The sequence below is a fragment of the Vibrio sp. FF145 genome (assembly GCF_041439075.1).
Classification (GTDB): Bacteria; Pseudomonadota; Gammaproteobacteria; order Enterobacterales; family Vibrionaceae; genus Vibrio; species Vibrio tasmaniensis_A.
Window position 1 is genome coordinate 57,058 of sequence record NZ_JBGONH010000014.1, and the last position, 18,516, is coordinate 75,573.

At 46.0% G+C, this 18,516-nt stretch carries 17 protein-coding genes; 4 read left to right on the top strand and 13 right to left on the bottom strand.

The genetic code is table 11. The annotated features are described in order from the left end of the window. Positions 1-41: 41 nt before the first annotated feature. The gene (punC, locus tag ACED42_RS07525; RefSeq protein ID WP_017099678.1) at positions 42-1,253 is read right to left on the bottom strand and encodes a purine nucleoside transporter PunC; all 1,212 of its coding nucleotides are present in this window, start codon (positions 1,251-1,253) and stop codon (positions 42-44) included. A gap of 163 nt (positions 1,254-1,416) precedes the next feature. Here punC and punR point away from each other — a divergent pair, with 163 nt between their 5' ends. Further along, the gene (punR, locus tag ACED42_RS07530) at positions 1,417-2,331 is read left to right on the top strand and encodes a DNA-binding transcriptional activator PunR (RefSeq protein ID WP_012605101.1); all 915 of its coding nucleotides are present in this window, start codon (positions 1,417-1,419) and stop codon (positions 2,329-2,331) included. 96 nt (positions 2,332-2,427) lie between these two features. Here the strand turns inward: punR and ilvA are convergent, their stop codons facing one another. Genes ilvA through ilvG form a run of 5 tightly spaced genes read right to left on the bottom strand, consistent with a single transcriptional unit; the run spans position 2,428 to position 8,763 of the window. Further along, positions 2,428-3,972, bottom strand: coding sequence for a threonine ammonia-lyase, biosynthetic (gene ilvA / locus ACED42_RS07535; protein ID WP_017099679.1), 1,545 nt, complete (start codon positions 3,970-3,972; stop codon positions 2,428-2,430). 2 nt (positions 3,973-3,974) lie between these two features. Continuing rightward, a complete protein-coding gene (gene ilvD / locus ACED42_RS07540) occupies positions 3,975-5,816 on the bottom strand; it encodes a dihydroxy-acid dehydratase (RefSeq protein WP_009848114.1) in 1,842 nt (613 codons plus the stop codon). 33 nt (positions 5,817-5,849) lie between these two features. Further along, a complete protein-coding gene (locus ACED42_RS07545) occupies positions 5,850-6,818 on the bottom strand; it encodes a branched-chain amino acid transaminase (protein ID WP_017103133.1) in 969 nt (322 codons plus the stop codon). Positions 6,819-6,830: 12 nt separating this feature from the next. Further along, positions 6,831-7,115 (bottom strand): acetolactate synthase 2 small subunit, encoded by a 285-nt coding sequence (gene ilvM / locus ACED42_RS07550; protein WP_009848112.1) that lies wholly within the window; start codon positions 7,113-7,115, stop codon positions 6,831-6,833. A 1-nt stretch (position 7,116) separates the two neighbouring features. Then, positions 7,117-8,763 carry an acetolactate synthase 2 catalytic subunit gene (gene ilvG, locus ACED42_RS07555; protein ID WP_017096608.1) on the bottom strand — a complete coding sequence of 549 codons (1,647 nt, stop codon included), beginning with the start codon at positions 8,761-8,763 and terminating at the stop codon, positions 7,117-7,119. A gap of 471 nt (positions 8,764-9,234) precedes the next feature. On the opposite strand from ilvG, the gene ACED42_RS07560 reads away from it, so the two are divergent. Next, on the top strand, positions 9,235-10,758 hold the full coding sequence (locus ACED42_RS07560) for a YifB family Mg chelatase-like AAA ATPase (RefSeq protein ID WP_371702031.1): 1,524 nt from the start codon (positions 9,235-9,237) through the stop codon (positions 10,756-10,758). Between the two features lie 141 nt (positions 10,759-10,899). On the opposite strand, the gene ACED42_RS07565 is transcribed toward ACED42_RS07560, so the two are convergent. The 6 genes from ACED42_RS07565 to ACED42_RS07590 all read right to left on the bottom strand — a co-directional run bounded on the left by ACED42_RS07565 (position 10,900) and on the right by ACED42_RS07590 (position 16,014). Continuing rightward, positions 10,900-11,853 (bottom strand): DUF2860 domain-containing protein, encoded by a 954-nt coding sequence (locus ACED42_RS07565; RefSeq protein WP_371702033.1) that lies wholly within the window; start codon positions 11,851-11,853, stop codon positions 10,900-10,902. 139 nt (positions 11,854-11,992) lie between these two features. Continuing rightward, positions 11,993-12,592 carry a thiol:disulfide interchange protein DsbA/DsbL gene (locus ACED42_RS07570; RefSeq protein WP_371702035.1) on the bottom strand — a complete coding sequence of 200 codons (600 nt, stop codon included), beginning with the start codon at positions 12,590-12,592 and terminating at the stop codon, positions 11,993-11,995. 53 nt (positions 12,593-12,645) lie between these two features. Next, positions 12,646-13,632 (bottom strand): serine/threonine protein kinase, encoded by a 987-nt coding sequence (locus tag ACED42_RS07575; protein ID WP_009848107.1) that lies wholly within the window; start codon positions 13,630-13,632, stop codon positions 12,646-12,648. A 74-nt stretch (positions 13,633-13,706) separates the two neighbouring features. Beyond that, positions 13,707-15,125, bottom strand: a complete 1,419-nt coding sequence (ccoG, locus tag ACED42_RS07580; protein ID WP_017098109.1) for a cytochrome c oxidase accessory protein CcoG — start codon at positions 15,123-15,125, stop codon at positions 13,707-13,709. 326 nt (positions 15,126-15,451) lie between these two features. Continuing rightward, complete coding sequence (locus tag ACED42_RS07585; RefSeq protein ID WP_009848104.1) at positions 15,452-15,715, bottom strand: YihD family protein; 264 nt, start codon at positions 15,713-15,715, stop codon at positions 15,452-15,454. A gap of 131 nt (positions 15,716-15,846) precedes the next feature. Beyond that, positions 15,847-16,014, bottom strand: coding sequence for a hypothetical protein (locus ACED42_RS07590; RefSeq protein WP_009848103.1), 168 nt, complete (start codon positions 16,012-16,014; stop codon positions 15,847-15,849). Positions 16,015-16,297: 283 nt separating this feature from the next. Between ACED42_RS07590 and ACED42_RS07595 the strand changes: the two genes are divergently transcribed. Continuing rightward, on the top strand, positions 16,298-17,089 hold the full coding sequence (locus ACED42_RS07595; protein ID WP_371702037.1) for a sporulation protein: 792 nt from the start codon (positions 16,298-16,300) through the stop codon (positions 17,087-17,089). A 173-nt stretch (positions 17,090-17,262) separates the two neighbouring features. After that, positions 17,263-17,916, top strand: coding sequence for a hemolysin III family protein (locus ACED42_RS07600; protein ID WP_009848101.1), 654 nt, complete (start codon positions 17,263-17,265; stop codon positions 17,914-17,916). Between the two features lie 22 nt (positions 17,917-17,938). On the opposite strand, the gene ACED42_RS07605 is transcribed toward ACED42_RS07600, so the two are convergent. Next, positions 17,939-18,493: a DUF3157 family protein gene (locus ACED42_RS07605; RefSeq protein WP_371702039.1), complete on the bottom strand. Its 555-nt coding sequence runs from the start codon at positions 18,491-18,493 to the stop codon at positions 17,939-17,941. Positions 18,494-18,516: the final 23 nt, after the last annotated feature.

Genomic DNA, 18,516 nt, shown 5'->3' on the forward strand with positions numbered 1-18,516 from the left:
GCGATTAATCTCGCTCTTTTTTGTTTTCTTTAACCTAGAAACTAGTCTTGTTTCTCGTCAGCGACCACTCGAGAGTTGTCTGGTGTCGCGAAGTGTTCAGAAAGCTCTTTGTTCGAAACAATATAGCCAACCCACAATGCACCCAAACAAATCACAACCGCGATACCCGTTGCGCTTAGTGCTTGGCTAGCCATTGCCGCGACCAATGCACTTGATAGGCCACTGATACTGATTTGCAGGCTGTTTTGTAGGCCAGCAGCTGTTGCTGGGCTTTGCTTAGCACTTGATAGAGCACGGTTTACTACTATTGGGTAAAGTGCACCGTTTGCTACAGCAATCAAACAGAAAGGCGCAAGCAGAGGCCAGATTGACGTCAGCTCCCACTGTGACGCAATGAAGATAAGCATCGCTGCAACGCTGAACAAACCGATAAGATTTCTTAGTACAACGCCATCGCCATATTTCTTCACCGCTTGCTTACCGAAATAACCACCCGCCATGAACGCGATTGTCTGTGGGATAAAGCTCAAACCGATGTCTTTTGCTTCATAACCTAGCTGAGCCATTATCTCTGGCATACCCGTTAGGTAAGCGAAGAACGCTGCAGATGCCGAAGCAAACATTAAAACATTACCCATGTAAGGTTTTGATTTTATCAACATCTTGATGTCTGTCTTAATCGATGTCTGTTTTACTTCAGGCGCTTCTTTTGGTTGAGCCATTGTTGTTGCAATTAGTAGTGCGCCCATCAAAGTCAATGTAATGAAGATACTGTGCCAGCCAAAGCTGTCTGCTAGCAACACACCCAGTTGAGGTGCTAATGCTGGAGATAGCGCTACTAGAGGCATGATAGTAGCAAAAATTTGCTGGCTACTGCTCTGAGAGTAACGCTTGATAACCATGGCTTGCCAAATTACCGCAGGCGCACATACACCGATCGCTTGAATGAAGCGCAGTGTCAGTAGATGCCATACTTCGGTACTGAATGCTAAGCCAAATGAAGCTGCGGTGAATATTACTAGACCGACTGCCAGCGTGTTGCGGTGACCATACTTGTCACTTGCGAGACCCCAAAGAAGCTGACCTAGTGCCATACCACCAAGGAATACAGTTAGAGACAGAGCAATTTGCTCTGGGCCAGTTGCGAAATCAACTTCCATTGCCTTAAATGCAGGAAGGTACATATCAGTCGCAATAAAGCCAAGCATTGAAAGAACTGCAAGGTAGACTAATTGAAATTTAGAAATATTCATAAGATGCCATTAAACTAAAGGTAATGATGTTTTTATCATCAAAAAAATTGTTTGATATACAGAAGTGAAAGCCCCTGTTTATTTATGCTGACATTCTATTTTTCAGACCTGATAAAATAAAACGCTAAAATATGTGGTTATCAATCAAAAAATTTGAAGGCTTATGTTCTCTAAATCCTCGTTAGAAATGCTCGACACTGTGGCGCGCTTGGGTAGTTTTACCGCAGCTGCTGAACAGTTGCACAAAGTGCCCTCAGCGATCAGCTATGGGGTTAGGCAGGTAGAGCAAGAGCTTGATGTTCTACTTTTCAGACGCTTACCAAGAAAAGTAGAGCTGACACCTGCAGGAGAGCTGTTTATTGAAGAGGCTCGTCAACTGCTGAGACAGATGGAAGAACTCAGTGCCCAGACTCGCCGAGCAGCGCGTGGTTGGAAGAAAACCTTGCGCCTAACGCTTGATAACGTGGTTAAGCTCGACAAGATGAAGCCTATGATTGAAGAGTTTTATCAAACCTTTGAGTTCGCTGAGCTGCAGATTAACATGGAAGTGTTTAACGGCTCTTGGGAAGCCATTGCACAGGGCAGGGCGGATGTCGTGATTGGTGCAACCTCGGCGATTCCGGTTGGTGGTGACTTTGAAGTTAAGGATATGGGGCGGTTAGATTGGGCATTTGTGATGTCACCCAGTCACCCGTGTGTGCGAGAGCAAAACCTTAATGAAGCCTTTGTCAGTCAATACCCAGCAATATGTTTGGATGATACCTCCAGCGTGCTGCCTAAGCGTCACACTGGCCATTATGCAAGTCAGAGACGTCTACTATTGCCTAATTGGTACAGCGCAATAGAATGCCTTAAAAATGGTGTAGGGGTGGGTTACATGCCAAGGCATATCGCCGCACCTATTATTGAGCAAGGTTTGCTGGTAGAAAAAATATTACCTGAGCCAAGCCCGCAGAGTCATTGCTGCTTAGTGTGGCGTAAAGACGACAACCATAAGTTGATCGAGTGGATGGTTAAGTATTTAGGATCGAGTGAACAGCTTCACCAAGATTGGTTGGATCATCGCAAAGCGATCTAATGATGTGATCCGTTGAAGATCATTCGGGTTAGGTTTTAGTCTCGCCCATAAAAAGAGCGAGTAAATACTCGCTCTTTTTGATTCGGTCGTTAACTCTTATGACAAGAAGAACTTGTAGGAAGGGTTATCGGTTTCATCTTTGCATTGGTAGCCGAGTTCTTCTAAGTGCGTAGAGAACTGAGCCAAATCGTCATCACCAAGCTCAAAACCACACAGCACGCGACCGTAATCAGCACCATGGTTACGATAGTTGAACAAGCTGATATTCCAGTGAGTCCCTAAGGTATCAAGGAATTTAATCAATGCCCCTGGGTATTCAGGGAACTCAAAGCTGTAAAGACGTTCTTTCAATGGCTTCGATGGTTTACCGCCAATCATGTAACGAATGTGCAGCTTTGCCATCTCGTCATCAGACAAGTCGACAACTGGGTAGCCGCCCTCACGTAGGTCATTGATGATGTGTTCGAGTTCTTCTTGTCCACCTTGTAGACGTACACCAACGAAGATATTCGCGAGGCTTTCGTCGTTGTGGCGGTAGTTAAACTCAGTCACCGCTCGACCACCAATAATGTTACAGAACTCTAGGAACGCACCTTGTCGTTCTGGAATAGTCACCGCAAGTAGACCTTCTCGCTTCTCACCCAATTCACAACGCTCAGAGACATAACGCAGACCGTGGAAGTTGGTGTTCGCACCAGAAAGTACCGTTGCTAGTTGCTTATTTTGCAGTTGGTTTTGTTCTGCAAACTTCTTAAGGCCTGCCAGAGCAAGCGCTCCTGAAGGCTCAGCAATTGCACGGGTGTCTTCAAATATGTCCTTTACCGCAGAGCAGATTTCATCGCTAGAGACTGTAATATGACCATCAATGTACTGTTGGCAAAGACGGAAGGTTTCTTCACCAATGCGTTTAACCGCAACACCATCAGCAAACATGCTGACCTGATCCAGTACCACTGGTTCACCCGCATCCAGTGCTGCTTTCAAGCAAGCTGAGTCTTCAGGCTCTACCGCAATCACTTTAATCTCTGGCATCAGTTGTTTGATAAGCACTGCAACACCAGCGGCTAAGCCACCACCACCAACCGGCACAAAGATATAATCCATGTGACCGTTTTGCTGCAGCATCTCCATGCCCATAGTACCTTGCCCTGCAATCACCAGTGGGTGATCGAAAGGAGGTACAAAGGTGAAGCCATGTTCAGCCGATAGGCGTTCCGCTTCCGCTTTTGCTTCATCGAAATTACTGCCGTGCAGAACCACGTTACCACCAAATCCGCGTACCGCATCAACCTTGATATCCGGCGTCGTTTTTGGCATCACAATCGTGGTCTGAATACCAAGCTTAGAACCGGACAGCGCCATACCTTGAGCATGGTTACCTGCCGATGCAGCAATCACACCTGCGGCTTTCTGTTGTTCAGAAAGGCTTGATACCATGTTGTAGGCACCACGTAGCTTGAACGAGTGCACCGGCTGACGGTCTTCTCGTTTAAGCTGAACCTGATTACCAATGCGCGCGCTTAAACGTGGCATATCCTGCAGAGGTGTCACGATTGCCGCTTCGTAAACCGGCGCTCTCAGGATCTGACGCAGATAATCTGCGCCAGTTTGTTTTTGGGGGCTGGAGGTGTCATCACTCATAGTTAGCCCTCAAGTTTAGACTTATCACGTACAGCGCCTTTGTCGGCACTGGTCGCCATGCTTGCATAAGCTTTCAGTGCGAAAGACACTTCACGCTGACGGTTTTCTGGTTTCCAGCCTAGTGCATCTTGTTTAACGCGACGTGCTTCAAGCTCTGCTTCTGGCACATCAAGTGTGATTGAGCGGCTAGGGATGTCGATAGTGATGATATCGCCAGTGTTTACTAGACCTATCACACCGCCACTTGCAGCTTCTGGAGATGCGTGACCGATAGACAGGCCTGATGTACCACCAGAGAAACGTCCGTCAGTTAGAAGCGCACACGACTTTCCTAGCCCCATAGATTTTAGGTAAGTCGTTGGGTAGAGCATCTCTTGCATACCCGGACCACCTTTAGGACCTTCGTAACGAATAACAACCACTTCGCCGGCTTTTACTTTACCCGCTAAGATGCCGTCTACTGCCGTATCTTGGCTTTCGAATACGATAGCAGGGCCTTGGAATTTAAGGTTTTCTTCATCAACACCCGCGGTCTTAACGATACAACCATCAACCGCGATGTTACCTGAAAGTACCGCTAGGCCGCCTTCTTGGCTGAATGCGTTTTCTTTAGTGCGAATACAACCTTCTTTGCGATCGTCATCAAGGCGATCCCAACGGCAATCTTGTGAGAAAGCTTTAGTTGTACGGATGCCCGCAGGGCCAGCACGGAAGAACTTAAGCACGGCTTCGTCTTCTGTCTGCATGATGTCGTACTGAGCAAGTTGCTCTTGCATGCTTAGACCAAGCACAGTGCGAGTTTGGTTGTTCAATAGACCTGCACGGTCAAGTTCACCAAGGATAGCCATTACGCCACCAGCACGGTGAACGTCTTCCATGTGGTACTTCGGTGTTGAAGGTGCCACTTTACATAGGTGTGGTACACGGCGAGACATCGCATCGATATCATCCATATCGAAATCAATGTCGCCTTCTTGAGCGGCTGCTAAAAGGTGAAGAACGGTGTTACTAGAACCACCCATTGCGATATCAAGCGCCATCGCATTATCGAAAGCAGCGCGGTTTGCGATGTTGCGTGGCAGTGCTGACTCGTCGTCTTGCTCGTAGTAACGCTTGGTTAGATCAACGATGCGCTTACCGGCATTGATGAACAGTTCTTCGCGGTCTGCGTGCGTCGCCAGCATTGAACCGTTACCCGGCTGAGATAGGCCAAGTGCTTCTGTTAGACAGTTCATTGAGTTTGCTGTGAACATACCTGAACATGAACCACAGGTTGGACATGCAGAACGTTCTACTTGCTCACTTTGCTCGTCTGAAATCGTTGGATCGGCGCCTTGAATCATCGCATCAACAAGGTCGAGCTTGATGATTTGATCTGAAAGCTTGGTTTTACCTGCTTCCATTGGACCGCCTGATACAAAGATCACTGGGATGTTAAGGCGCATTGCTGCCATCATCATTCCCGGAGTGATTTTGTCACAGTTAGAGATACACACCATCGCATCTGCACAGTGTGCATTGACCATGTACTCTACCGAGTCTGCGATAAGCTCACGTGATGGCAGTGAGTACAGCATACCGCCGTGGCCCATTGCGATACCATCATCGACTGCGATGGTGTTGAATTCTTTAGCGATACCGCCGGCTTTCTCGATTTCACCCGCAACCAGTTGACCCATGTCTTTAAGGTGAACGTGGCCTGGTACAAATTGAGTGAACGAGTTTACAACCGCGATGATCGGCTTACCGAAGTCATCATCTTTAACGCCAGTTGCACGCCATAAAGCGCGCGCACCAGCCATGTTGCGTCCGTGGGTAGTCGTTGCTGAACGATAGATTGGCATTGCTTAAATCCTTATAAAATATTTGGCTGTTGCTTACTTAGTTGTTTGCGTTTGGTTTGCTGAAGTTTGGTCTGCTGGGTAAACATAATCTAACCAGCCCCACTTATCTTCAGTCGTGCCATTGAATAAACCAAAGTAAGCCGCTTGAACTTTTTCAGTGATAGGACCGCGTTTGCCTTCACCTACTGTAATTTTGTCTACGCTGCGAACCGGAACGATTTCGGCAGCTGTGCCTGTCATGAATACTTCATCGGCAAGGTATAGTGCTTCACGAGCAATGTTCTCCTCACGGATCTCATAACCCATGTCTTTTGCTAGTGTCATGATCGAATCACGAGTGATACCCGGCAGAATTGCGCTGGTCGCTGGTGGCGTTGATAGTACGCCGTTACGTACCACAAAGATGTTCTCACCTGCACCCTCTGAAAGGTAACCATCAACACTCAGTGCGATGCCTTCATCGTAACCATGACGGCGAGCTTCACCACCAACCAGTAGTGAAGATAGGTAGTTACCACCGGCTTTTGCTGCGGTTGGGATAGTGTTTGGAGCGGCACGGTTCCAGCTAGAAATCATCGCATCAACGCCGTTTTCTAGCGCTTCTTCGCCTAGGTAAGAACCCCAAGGGAAAGCAGCGATGATCAGATCCATCTCTGTGTTTTCAGGCGGGCAAACACCTAAGCCAACGTTACCGACAAAGCCGAGAGGGCGGATGTACGCTGACTCTAGCTTATTTTGGCGTAGCGTTTCGCGAGTCGCATCCATAATTTCTTCCTCAGTGTAAGGAATAGGGAAGCGGTAGATTTTTGCTGAGTCTTTTAGGCGCTTAGCATGCTCTGGGTGACGGAAGATAACCGGACCCTTTGGTGTGTTGTAGCAACGAACACCTTCAAACACAGAAGTACCGTAGTGCATTGCGTGAGTCAGGACGTGAACGTTCGCCTCTGCCCAAGGAACCATCTCACCATTAAACCAAATATAGTCTGCTGTTTTAGCTGTCATGTTAGCGGTTCCTTATGCGTTTATCTTTTGTTGTAAGTTGTTGTTTGGCAATTCATTACGGCTGATCGAGATAACGTCAACGGTACGCACATCCCACAGTTTTTCGATTTGGTTTACCAAGAAAGAGATCGGACGCTCACTGTCGACAATGATCTCAACACTCGCCACTTTGCTTTCGTGGTTTTGAGTGCCAGCTACTTGCTTAACAATAAAGCCACGGTGGCGGATAACACGAAGAACACGCTCTAGTAGTACAGGCTTATCATCGGCTTTGATGTCTAATAGGTATCTTTTCATGTTATGTGTTCTCCAACATCTCACTGTTTGAAGCACCTGGCGGTACTAGTGGCCATACGTTCTCTTCTTCATCGATAAGAACATGAAGTAGGTAAGCGGTTTTGCTCTCTAGCATCTCTTTCAGTGCTGGTTCTACTTCTTCTTTACGCGTGATGGTTTTGCCCGGGATATCAAATGCTTTCGCTAGCATGACGAAATCCGGGTTGTCATCCAAGATGGTTTCACTGTGTCGGCCATCAAAGAACAGCGATTGCCATTGGCGAACCATGCCTAAGCGCGAGTTGTTAAGCAGCACCATTTTTACTGGGATTTGGCGACGCTTCAGCGTACCAAGCTCTTGAATGTTCATCATGAACGAGCCGTCACCTGAGATAAGTATAGATTGGTCATTAGGACGACCAACCGATGCACCCATGGCTGCAGGTAGGCCAAAGCCCATAGTGCCTAAGCCCGCTGAAGTGATGAAGTTTTGTGGATCGCGTGGCTGAATGTGTTGAGCTGCCCACATCTGATGTTGGCCAACATCGGTCGAAACCATAGAACTCGCAGGCATCATGTCTGACAGTTGTTTCAACAACAGAGGTGCGAAGATAAGGTCGCCAGGGTGGTCGTAACGCCATTTGAATGAGCTACGAAGGCCTTCGGAGTGATGAACCCAAGAAGAGATGTCTTGGCTTAGCTCCAGTTGAGGCATGATCTTGTTGATGTCACCACGAATTGGTGCATCGGCAAGACGTAGTTTACTGAACTCTGCCGCATCGATATCAATATGGATAACTTTAGCGTGCGGTGCAAAGGTGTCGAGCTTGCCGGTTACTCGGTCATCAAAACGAGCGCCAACAACAATCAACAGGTCACTTTCTTGAACCACTAGGTTAGCGGCTTTGGTGCCGTGCATACCCAGCATACCCAAGTAGTGTGGGTCGTCACGTTCAATGGTGCCTAAGCCTTTTAGTGTGCTTACTGCAGGCATTGGGTTTAGACGTAAAAACTCACGAACAGCATCGGTTGCTTTCGCCAGTTGAACGCCACCACCTACGTATAAAACAGGACGAGTCGCTTGAGACAAGAAGTACTGAGCTTGCTCAATAGCATCCGTTGTCACTACAGGAATTGCGGGGGGTGTAAATTCAGGAAGAATTTTTACAGGGGACTCTGCTAGTTGAACATCTTTAGCGATATCGACAATAACCGGACCGGGACGCCCTGCTTTTGCAACGATAAATGCTTCAGCCAATGTCGGCGCAAGATCTTCAATATCGGTAACAAGGTAGCTGTGTTTAGTACATGACAGAGACATACCAATCACATCCATTTCTTGGAATGCATCGGTACCAATGTGGGAACTAGCAACTTGACCAGTGATCGCTACGAGTGGGATGGAATCCATAAAAGCATCAGCAAGACCTGTGACTAGGTTAGTTGCACCCGGGCCTGAGGTTGCCATACAAACAGCGACGTCTTGCGTTGCTCGAGCCATACCGATAGCGGCCATTGCAGCGCCTTGCTCATGGCGACATAGGATATGTTCAACCCCGCCGTCATAGAGTGCATCGTAGATTGGCATGATGGCACCGCCAGGGTAACCAAATACGGTCTCAATGCCTTGTTGCTTGAGTGCGGATACGACCAGTTCTGCGCCTTTCATCGTAATTCCTCCGTATTACCTTTGTTTTGGTAATTGTTTCCATTGTCTCTGCACATCTTGTGCTCCCATTCTTCCTGTAAATCGGCAAAGCCGAAAATGTTTCAAAATATAAAATCGAATGTCTAAATTAGAAAAAACCCCCGGACTTTTCAGTGCGGGGGTTTTTTCTAATTCGTGGTTACTTTTTTCCCACTCGCCCCCGCGCAGTCTCAATAATGACTACGATAATCAGGTTAATCAGTGCGTAAATGCGAGCGTTAAATGTCATAAAGTTCGAGTTTTCTCGTTTATTGTCTTAAGTAAATGTCTACATCTCTAGTGTTATCACACAAATCTGCTGCATGACAAGGAAAATGTCATTCTTTTTTCACATTAAAACACCATTCCACCACGCTATATAACAACCTTATGGCTTTGGTGAGCAATGAATATCCAGAGTGAATACTTTTAAATCAAAGACAAAGGAAAGTTATGGGACTCGCAATAATTCATAGCCGAGCTAGTGTGGGTGTAGAGGCACCAGAAGTGACTGTGGAAGTGCATATTAGCAACGGAATGCCCGGTTTTACGCTGGTGGGTCTACCTGAAACGACGGTCAAGGAATCTAAAGATCGAGTAAGGAGTGCCATCATCAATTCTCGCTTTGAATTTCCATCGAAAAGAATCACGGTCAACCTTGCACCTGCAGATTTACCCAAAGAGGGAGGACGTTTCGATCTGCCAATTGCGCTTGGGATTTTGGTGGCGTCCGATCAGCTTCCTACATCAAAAATAGTTCAACATGAATTTATCGGTGAGTTGGCGTTGTCCGGAGAGTTGCGTTCAGTAAAGGGCGTGTTGCCAGCGACGTTAGCCGCCGATAGCGTTGAACGATGCTTAGTGGTTCCGCACCATAACGGTGATCAGGCGGCCTTAGTTGGCAAGGGAGCGCATAAATCTGCACAAACCTTGTTGGAGGTTTGCGCTGATATGTGTGGCCAGGCTCAGCTTGGTTTATATCGAACCGAGCATCATCATGTAGATGTGTCTGATAATCGTGACTTACAAGATATTATTGGCCAGCAACAAGGTAAGCGAGCACTGGAGATCGCCGCAGCGGGCAACCATAACCTGCTTTTTCTCGGCCCGCCCGGAACTGGAAAAACCATGTTGGCGTCTCGATTGCGCGATTTGTTGCCCGAAATGAGTGACGGCGAGGCGATGGAAACCGCGTCGGTAGCCTCTTTAACGCAGCAAGAGATCAATCAATACAACTGGAAGCAACGACCTTTCCGTTCCCCACACCATTCGAGTTCGATGGCAGCATTGGTCGGTGGTGGCTCGATACCTCGCCCCGGAGAGATCTCTTTGGCGCATAACGGCTTATTGTTTCTTGATGAGATGCCAGAGTTTGAGCGTAAGGTGCTTGATTCACTGCGAGAGCCACTAGAGTCGGGTGAAATCATTATCTCCCGTGTTGCGGGTAAAACTCGCTTTCCTGCTCGCTTTCAATTAGTTGGTGCACTTAACCCTAGCCCAACAGGTTATTACGAAGGCAATCAAGCGCGAGCTAATTCGCAGATCATATTGCGCTATCTCAATCGATTATCGGGGCCATTACTGGATAGGTTCGATATGTCATTAGAGATCCCTCTGTTGCCTAAAGGGATGTTAGCCGAAGGTGGTGACCGTGGTGAAACCACTCAAGTCGTTAAGCAAAGGGTTAAGCAGGCTCGCGAGTTGATGTTATCTCGAAACCATAAATCGAATGCACTGTTAGGTAGCCGAGAAATTGAAAAGTACTGCCCATTGAGGCGTGAGGATGCAGAATTTCTGGAAACGGCTCTGCATCGATTAGGTTTATCAATTCGTGCTTATCATCGAATCATCAAGGTAGCGCGAACCATTGCAGACCTAGACGGTAACGAACAGATTGAAAAGAAGCACTTATCGGAAGCGCTTGGCTACCGAGCAATGGATCGATTGTTGAAGCAACTTACGGCTCAAGCGGTGTAGTCATACCAATCGTAGTAAACAACGGGTCATTTATTTACTGTGATTGGTATAGAAACAAGAAAGCCTGCTTTTTACGTAGGCTTTCGTTGTTATGAACCAGTTGTTATGAACTAATGGTTATTAGCGATCAGTGATGCCTAACTAGAACTTGTAGTTCAGGCCGACTGAGACGATGTATTGCGACTCATCGTAGAAAGTAATGTTCGAATCGCTGACACCATAACCGGCTAGAGAAATAAACGACCAGTTTTCCCAATCCATGAATTGCTCATACTCATAGGCGGCAAAAAGGTTGATATTATCGTCGCTGCGTTTTTTATTATAGATTGGGTTACTTGCGTCGTAAGAACGTTGATTATAACCCGCTGTCAGAGCGTACTGGTGGCGGCCTATGCCACCAAATAGACTCACTTCACCACCAAACTGTTCGTAAGACTCAGCGTTACCGTCGGCATCCCTTGATTGGTAAATCAATGATGGTACTAACATCATGGTGCGATTGATTGGTTGACGGTACTGACCTTTCAGGTAGAAAGTATTGGCATCACGCTGTAATTCTTCTCTAACCCGATCATCTTCCACATCTTTGGTGGCGTAGGCCATGTCTAACGAGAAAGCAGACCCCGCAATGCTACTTAGTTTCACACGAAAGGCATTGCCTGTTTCATCCGTTTTGGTGCGACCTGAAGTGGTGTTGTACGGATCGGCCCAAGTCTCACCAGACATGACAGTCGGCAGAAGTGAAGCGTCGATGGTCATGCCTGACTCTAGTTGGTATTTATAACCCAATTCAAGCACCACAGTACCTGTTGCTACGTCATCACGAGTTGTACCTGTGTATACCTGGTGATTTAATTTTTCGCCAAAGGTGTAAGCAATACTACCCAAAGGAGCGATAAGAAATGAGCTCTCAGATGAGGCTTTCTGGTTAATGGACGAAATGGTGCTATCTGCATCGGTATTAAAGTTTGAGGTGGAAGAGGTAACCCCTGTATTAATCGATATTTCACCACTGAAACCTTGTTCGTCTGCAAGCTTGGCAAAAGCAGGAGAGGCTGCAATGCTCAGTGCCAAAAGCGTTATTTTTATTTTCATTCAAAGGCTCCTTGCCTACCAGTTCTTAGGACTGGATATTAATATCAGTAAAGCACAACGTTTTCAGGATGATTGTTTATCTATGAATATTTTTGAACTAGTGCAAAAAAGGAAGCCGAAGCTTCCTTTAATCAATACGTTACTTCTTAAGTAGGAAGTTAACGAGCTCGAAGTATTCATCGAGAGAGCTGATACCTTGAGCGTCGACTAGGTAGCGGTTGTTAACGACGACCGCAGGAACACCAGAAAGACCGCTGTCTTTGAATGCTTTGTCGAAGCGGCGAACCATAGAGTCGACTGCAAAGCCGTTGTATGCCGCATCGAATTTCTTAGCATCAACGCCTTCGTCTAGGAAGATTTGACGCAATTCTTCTTCATCGCGTGGTGGCTTGTTCATGGTGTGGATGCGGTTAAACATCACTGGCACCATTTTATCTTCAACTTTCAGGGCAATCATGGTTGCGTAAGCTTTGCTCATTGGCAGACCCATGTTGCCACCCATGAATGAAACATGGTTCTTCTGTAGCTTAGCGTTTTTTGGTAGCTGTTGTTTTAGCTGCTGGATGATTGGTTCAAAGCTATTACAGTGTGGGCAGTAGAAAGAGAAGAACTCTGTCACCATTGGTTTTTTTGATGCTTCTAGATCGAGAACTTTGTAGTGTTCACCTTCGTTAAATTTCGCAGCGTGAGCTGAAAGGCTCAACATGATCAATGAGAAAAATGCGAATAGCTTTTTCATTTATCCAATCTCCATTATGTTTGAATTTTTATCTAGTTGTGTTGCGATTGCTGTTACCACTGAGGCATTAACGAAAGTGGTGGCTCTTGCAGGGTAGCAATTTGCTCTTTACAAGCAAGTACTTGTTGCTCCCAATATTTTGGATCATTAAACCATGGGAAGGCTAGAGGAAATGCAGGATCGTTCCATCGTTTCGCCAACCATGCCATGTAATGCACCATACGTAGACCGCGTAGTGGTTCGATTAGTTTCAGTTGCGCGGTATTAAAATCGCAAAATTCTTGATAGCTCTCTAGCAGAATATCCAGTTGCATTAGCTTATCTTGACGCTCGCCGTTAAGCAGCATCCACAAATCTTGTATCGCAGGGCCGTTACGTGCGTCATCAAGATCGACGAACATTGGCCCGTCACGCCATAAGATATTGCCAGGGTGGCAGTCACCATGCAGGCGGATATTTTCAATATTGCTTGGCCACTGGCTCTCTAGCTCTTTGATCAGAAGGTCGACATCATTGAAGAACGCGTTCTCTAGGTGTGTCGGGATAAACTGAGAGTTCTCTAGAATTTTACGTGGTTGATAAAGGTATTCGTCTAAGCTGATGGTCGGGCGATGCTGGAATGTTCTTCCTGCGCTGGCTTTATGAATACGCCCAAGAAAACGTCCAACGCCTTCCAATTGGTCTAGATTGTCGACTTCGTACTGTCTGCCACCAACACTTTCAAATAAGGCAAATAGGTAGCCTTGATATTCATGTAAGGTTGCGCCATTGATTCGCATTGGAGGTGCAACTGGCATCTCTTGTTCGATAAGCTCGAGTGCGAAGTCATGCTCTTCTTGGATCTGTGCTTTGTTCCAGCGCTGCGGACGATAAAACTTAACGACGTAGCGTTTACGGTCTTCATCGGTGAATTGATACACTCGATTTTCGTAACTGTTGAGAGCGAGAAGCCCGGATTCAGCACGGACTCCAATACTCTCCAGTGCGTACCACATGAAGTCAGGAGTCAGGTTATCAAAGTTAAAGGCTTGCATCGTCATAGAATAAAAAAGGCTCATTACTGAGCCTTTTTCCATTTATTGGGTTGTTATACCTAGCACTAAGGTGACTGGTATCAGAGCTTTTTGATAAAGCGGCTTTCGACTTTCATCGTAAACTCTTCATTATCCGAGAGTATAAACTGAATTGTCGAAACTGGTGAGCTCAGTTTTTCTGGATCGACGCCCAAACTGATAGGAAGGTTTAAAACCTCACCTGGGTCTACGGTAATCGTTTGTTTACCGTACCAGATAGAATCCGGCAGCCCGCTGACATCAAGTTTGTACTCTTGCTCTTGCTGAGTCTTGTTGATGACTTTTAAGTTGTAAGTATTTTCGACAAGCCCTTGGCTATTGATTCTAAATAGTTGGTTTCTATCGCGCAGAACGCTTAAGCCTGCAGGATCAACACTCGCGATTTGTGCGAAAAACAGCCCCAACATAACGATCAGTATTACGCCATAGCCCAAGAGCTTAGGACGCATCACCTTGGTTGAGTGCCCCTCAAGCCTATGTTCGGTGGTGTAGTTGATCAGACCTTTCTCATAACCCATACGTTCCATGGTGTTGTCACAAGCATCAATACACGCGCCACAGTTAATACACTCGTATTGCAGACCGTCACGAATATCGATACCCGTTGGGCACACTTGAACGCATAAATTACAGTCAATACAGTCGCCTAGACCAAGTTCTTTTGGATCGGCTTTACGAGAGCGAGGGCCGCGGCTTTCACCTCGTTCAGTGTCGTAACCCACGATGAAGGTATCTTTATCGAACATTGCCGATTGGAAACGCGCGTAAGGACACATGTGCAGACAAACAATAGAACGCATCCATCCGGCATTCGCATAAGTACACCCAGCAAAGAACAATACCCAAAACACTGGCCAGAAAGTCGAGTTAAAGGTAAAGAAGCCAACCACCAGCTCTTTGATTGGGATGAAATAACCGACAAAGGTTAAGCCCGTCGCAATCGCAATCGCCCACCACGCGATGTGCTTGATAGTTTTTCTGAGAATTAAATTGCTCGTCAGTTTGCCTGAGTCTTGTTTTCTTCGCTTATTGGCAGCACCTTCCAGTTTCTCTTCGAACCAGATGTACATGAAGGTCCAGACGGTTTGCGGGCATAAATAACCACACCAGACTCGCCCTAAGAAGGTGGTTATGAAGAACAAGCCAAACGCCGCAATCATGAAGAGGATAGCGAGTAGCGTTAGATCTTGTGGGTATAGCGTGGTGCCAAAGAAGTTGAACTGCTGGCTACCTATATCGAGCAAGATCGCTTGTCGTTCACCAAATGGGATCCATGGGATAAGCGCAAAAAGTAAAAGTAAGAACCAACCTCCGTAACGACGAAGTTGTTGGAATTTACCTTTGCTTTCTCGAACATAGATTCGGTTACTTGGGTTAAATCGATCTCCATTACCTTTATGTGTTTTTGGGTTAAAGGTTTTAGGAGTCACATCTTTGATATCGATTTTATCCTGACTCATGGACTATCCTTTTTGTGGCTTGTTTGCCCGGTTAACTCGAGCATGACGACATTACTTGAAAGTATGGTTTAGAGAACCTGTAGAAATTGAGCTTGGTGCATTTGTTGGTATCGCACTCACTCTTATTATTTTAGAAGATTCTTATGGATGGCGATTATAGCGACAATCTTGTTCTCATTTCTTTAACGCTATCAACCTTTAACAACAAAAGTCATAACAGTTGTGACGAAAAAATAGCGAACAGAAACAAAAAAGCGACCGAGTGGTCGCTTTTAAACATTGAGTGTTTTATCTATACGGCAATTGAGCCCTAAATAAATAGGCGACTAAAGAAGGCCACGCGCTTTTAGAATTGCGGTTTTGAAATCATCTTCTTGGTCTTTTTTAAGGCCTGGGATCATTTCATCTTTTTCGCTATTACGCATTTTTAGATGGTAGATAAGAACATCGTCAGTTAGCTCTTCAAGCTTACCTTGGTAGCCCGCTTCTTTTGATAGCTTAATGATGAACTCTAATAGGTTAAGCTCTTGATCTTTCTGCCACTCAGGCTCCATCAGTTCAAGCAGTTCTTCAATGCGGTGGCACTTCATACTTTATTTCTCCACAAATTTTATAATGATTTGTGGCTAAGGTATCAAATCGGGTAGGGAATACCAATGTGTAAACACATTTCAAGATGGGAGCGGGCAAGAAAAAAGCGCAGTAAAAACTGCGCTTTTTGTTAAGCGGCTTTAATTACTTTTGTTGCAGTCGGTGCTAATAAAGCAGCCTTCTCAACGAGAGTCATTGTAGGAGCCAATTTCTTAGCCGTTGGAGCAGCAACAAAGCCACTACGACGACGCATCGCACTACGGTTGGTGTGCGAGAACCTGACAGCTGTTGGGCGCATTAATTTACCTAACGGTCAGGCATATCCATTGCCAATCTAATGGCCTGATTTATCATGAGCTCCGCCTCAATTGCTTGAAGAGTCACTCGTCTGGCTTTCGCCAATCCGAAAAATAAATCAGGATAATGATATGCATGCATATCAAGGGTTAGATTATCACTATCTAAGTTATCGATCGACGCCTGAGTGATAATTAAACGATATTAGAGCTAAAATAGTGTGAGCAGTATATTTGAGTTTGAACCTCTTTCAGGCTTAAGATGATGCTTTAAAGGAGGTGCATATGTCGTTCTTAAAGAAAACGTTAGCAAGTTTTGGAATTGGATCTGCCAAGGTGGATTCTGTATTGCAACAGGAAGTGCTTTATCCAGGTAAGAAGGCGAGCATTATTGTACATGTCTACGGAGGCGCTCAGCCGCAGGAGATCGATAACATTGATCTCAACTTATGCTGTCGCTACGTCAAAGAAGTTACCGCGAACTCGCAAGGGCAAGAGGGCGGTCATAAACGCCGAATGCACCAGACATACTCGCTGGCAAAATGGAGCTTGCCGTATGCCTTTGTGATTCAACCGGGTGAAACCCGTGACTTTGAATGTGAGTTTGATGTGCCACTGAACACACCGGTTACGATTGGTGATTCAAAGGTATGGCTGGAAACCGGGTTGGATATTGCGATGGCGATTGACCCATCGGATAAAGACACCTTAACGGTTCGTCCCGACCCACTGCTCGATGGTATTTTTGACGAGCTTGAAGCTCAAGGCCTGCGTATTCGTCAAGTGGAATGTGAAGCGGTCAAAGGCTTTGAACTGCCGTTTGTACAAGAGTTTGAGTTTGTGCCGACGACGGGTCCTTATCATGGCCGTTGGCGTGAATTGGAAGTGGTGGCTCATCGTGATGAAACAGAGCTGAAGTTGTGGTTCGAGATTGATAGAAATCGCGATGGTGCAAAAGGCATGTTAGCTAGCTTGCTAGGCGTTGGTAAGCTACAGCGTCAATTGAGTGTGCCACTGGATACCTCACCACAAGATGCTGGCAAGATGGTACTTGAATATCTAGATAACGCCTCTTAGTTCCTATAATCCTTTATTTAACTCTTTGGTTATTTAGTTTTGGATCTTTTAGCCTCATTTCATATTTCAGGCGTTATTAGTGTCATAAAAGGTGTCATAAAAATTTAAGCTTACACGTGTAAGCTTAATGTGCAATACTGGGTCAATCGAACATTTACTCTAGTAGGATATTCATGTCTGCATCATCAGCCAGCGAATACAGTGACATCGAAGAACGCGCTAATGCAATAACCCATGGCTTGGGCGTTGTGCTCGGCGTGGTTGGTCTGATCTTGCTGCTTATTCGTGCGTTTGATTACCAAGCCGACATGCTAACTGTTGCTAGTATGGCGGTGTATGGCAGCAGTATTATTCTGCTCTTTATCGCCTCCACGTTATACCACTCGATCACCACTGAGAAAACCAAGCGCTTACTCAAAACCCTTGACCACTGTGCGATTTATTTGTTGATTGCAGGCAGTTACACGCCGTTTCTCTTAGTGGGCTTAAGAACCCCATTGGCTATGGGTTTGATGGCGGTGATCTGGGGGATTGCGCTGGTGGGCATCATCATGAAGATAGCCTTCGTTTATCGATTCAAGCGTTTATCGCTGTTCATTTACCTAGCGATGGGTTGGCTATCTTTGATAGTTGTTTATCAATTAGCGATGAATATCGATATAGGTGGTTTGGTGTTACTGGCAGTTGGCGGAGTGATTTACTCGCTGGGTGTGATTTTCTATGTGGCAAAACGCATCCCTTATAACCATGCCATCTGGCACTTGTTTGTATTGGCGGGCTGCGCTTGCCATTTCTTCGCTATCTATCTGTTTGTGACACCAGTTTAGTTTTGATTGAACCGGTATGCCCCTAACGGGTAGAAACGTCAGTGATCTCCACGTCTATTTTATATTCAGGATACTTATCAACATCGATCGCTAAGTATTTACCTTCTGCCGAAGTTTGTGGTCGAAGGTAGGTATCAGCAAGGCGCTTAATGGATTGCCAAGTGTTGATACTGCCTTGATGCAGCAGTTCACCCGTTGGTGAGTAGACTGTGATATTTAGCGTAACTAGCACAACGGCTTCTGTGCTTTGGTTAGTGACTGAAATAGGTAAGATTAGCTGTTCATTCTCGTAGAGTCCTGCCCCAATCAAAACGTCCACACCTGATTTGGAAAGCTGCAAGCTTGGCTTGGTGTCTCCAATCTTGATTGTGGTACCGCGTGTGTTTTTGGCTACAGGAATACTCGTCAATGCTGACTCTGCATTCGATGATGCGTTACTCACATACTGCCAAGTAAAATCGTCTTTTAGTAACACTTGCTTACCATCAGACAATGTGACCATTTGATCAGCAAAGGCAGAACTTGCGAATACTGAGTTTGCGAGCAATGCGCTAGCGAGAAGTACGTATGATTTCATCTGTGTTTCCTTAAATATTCGCG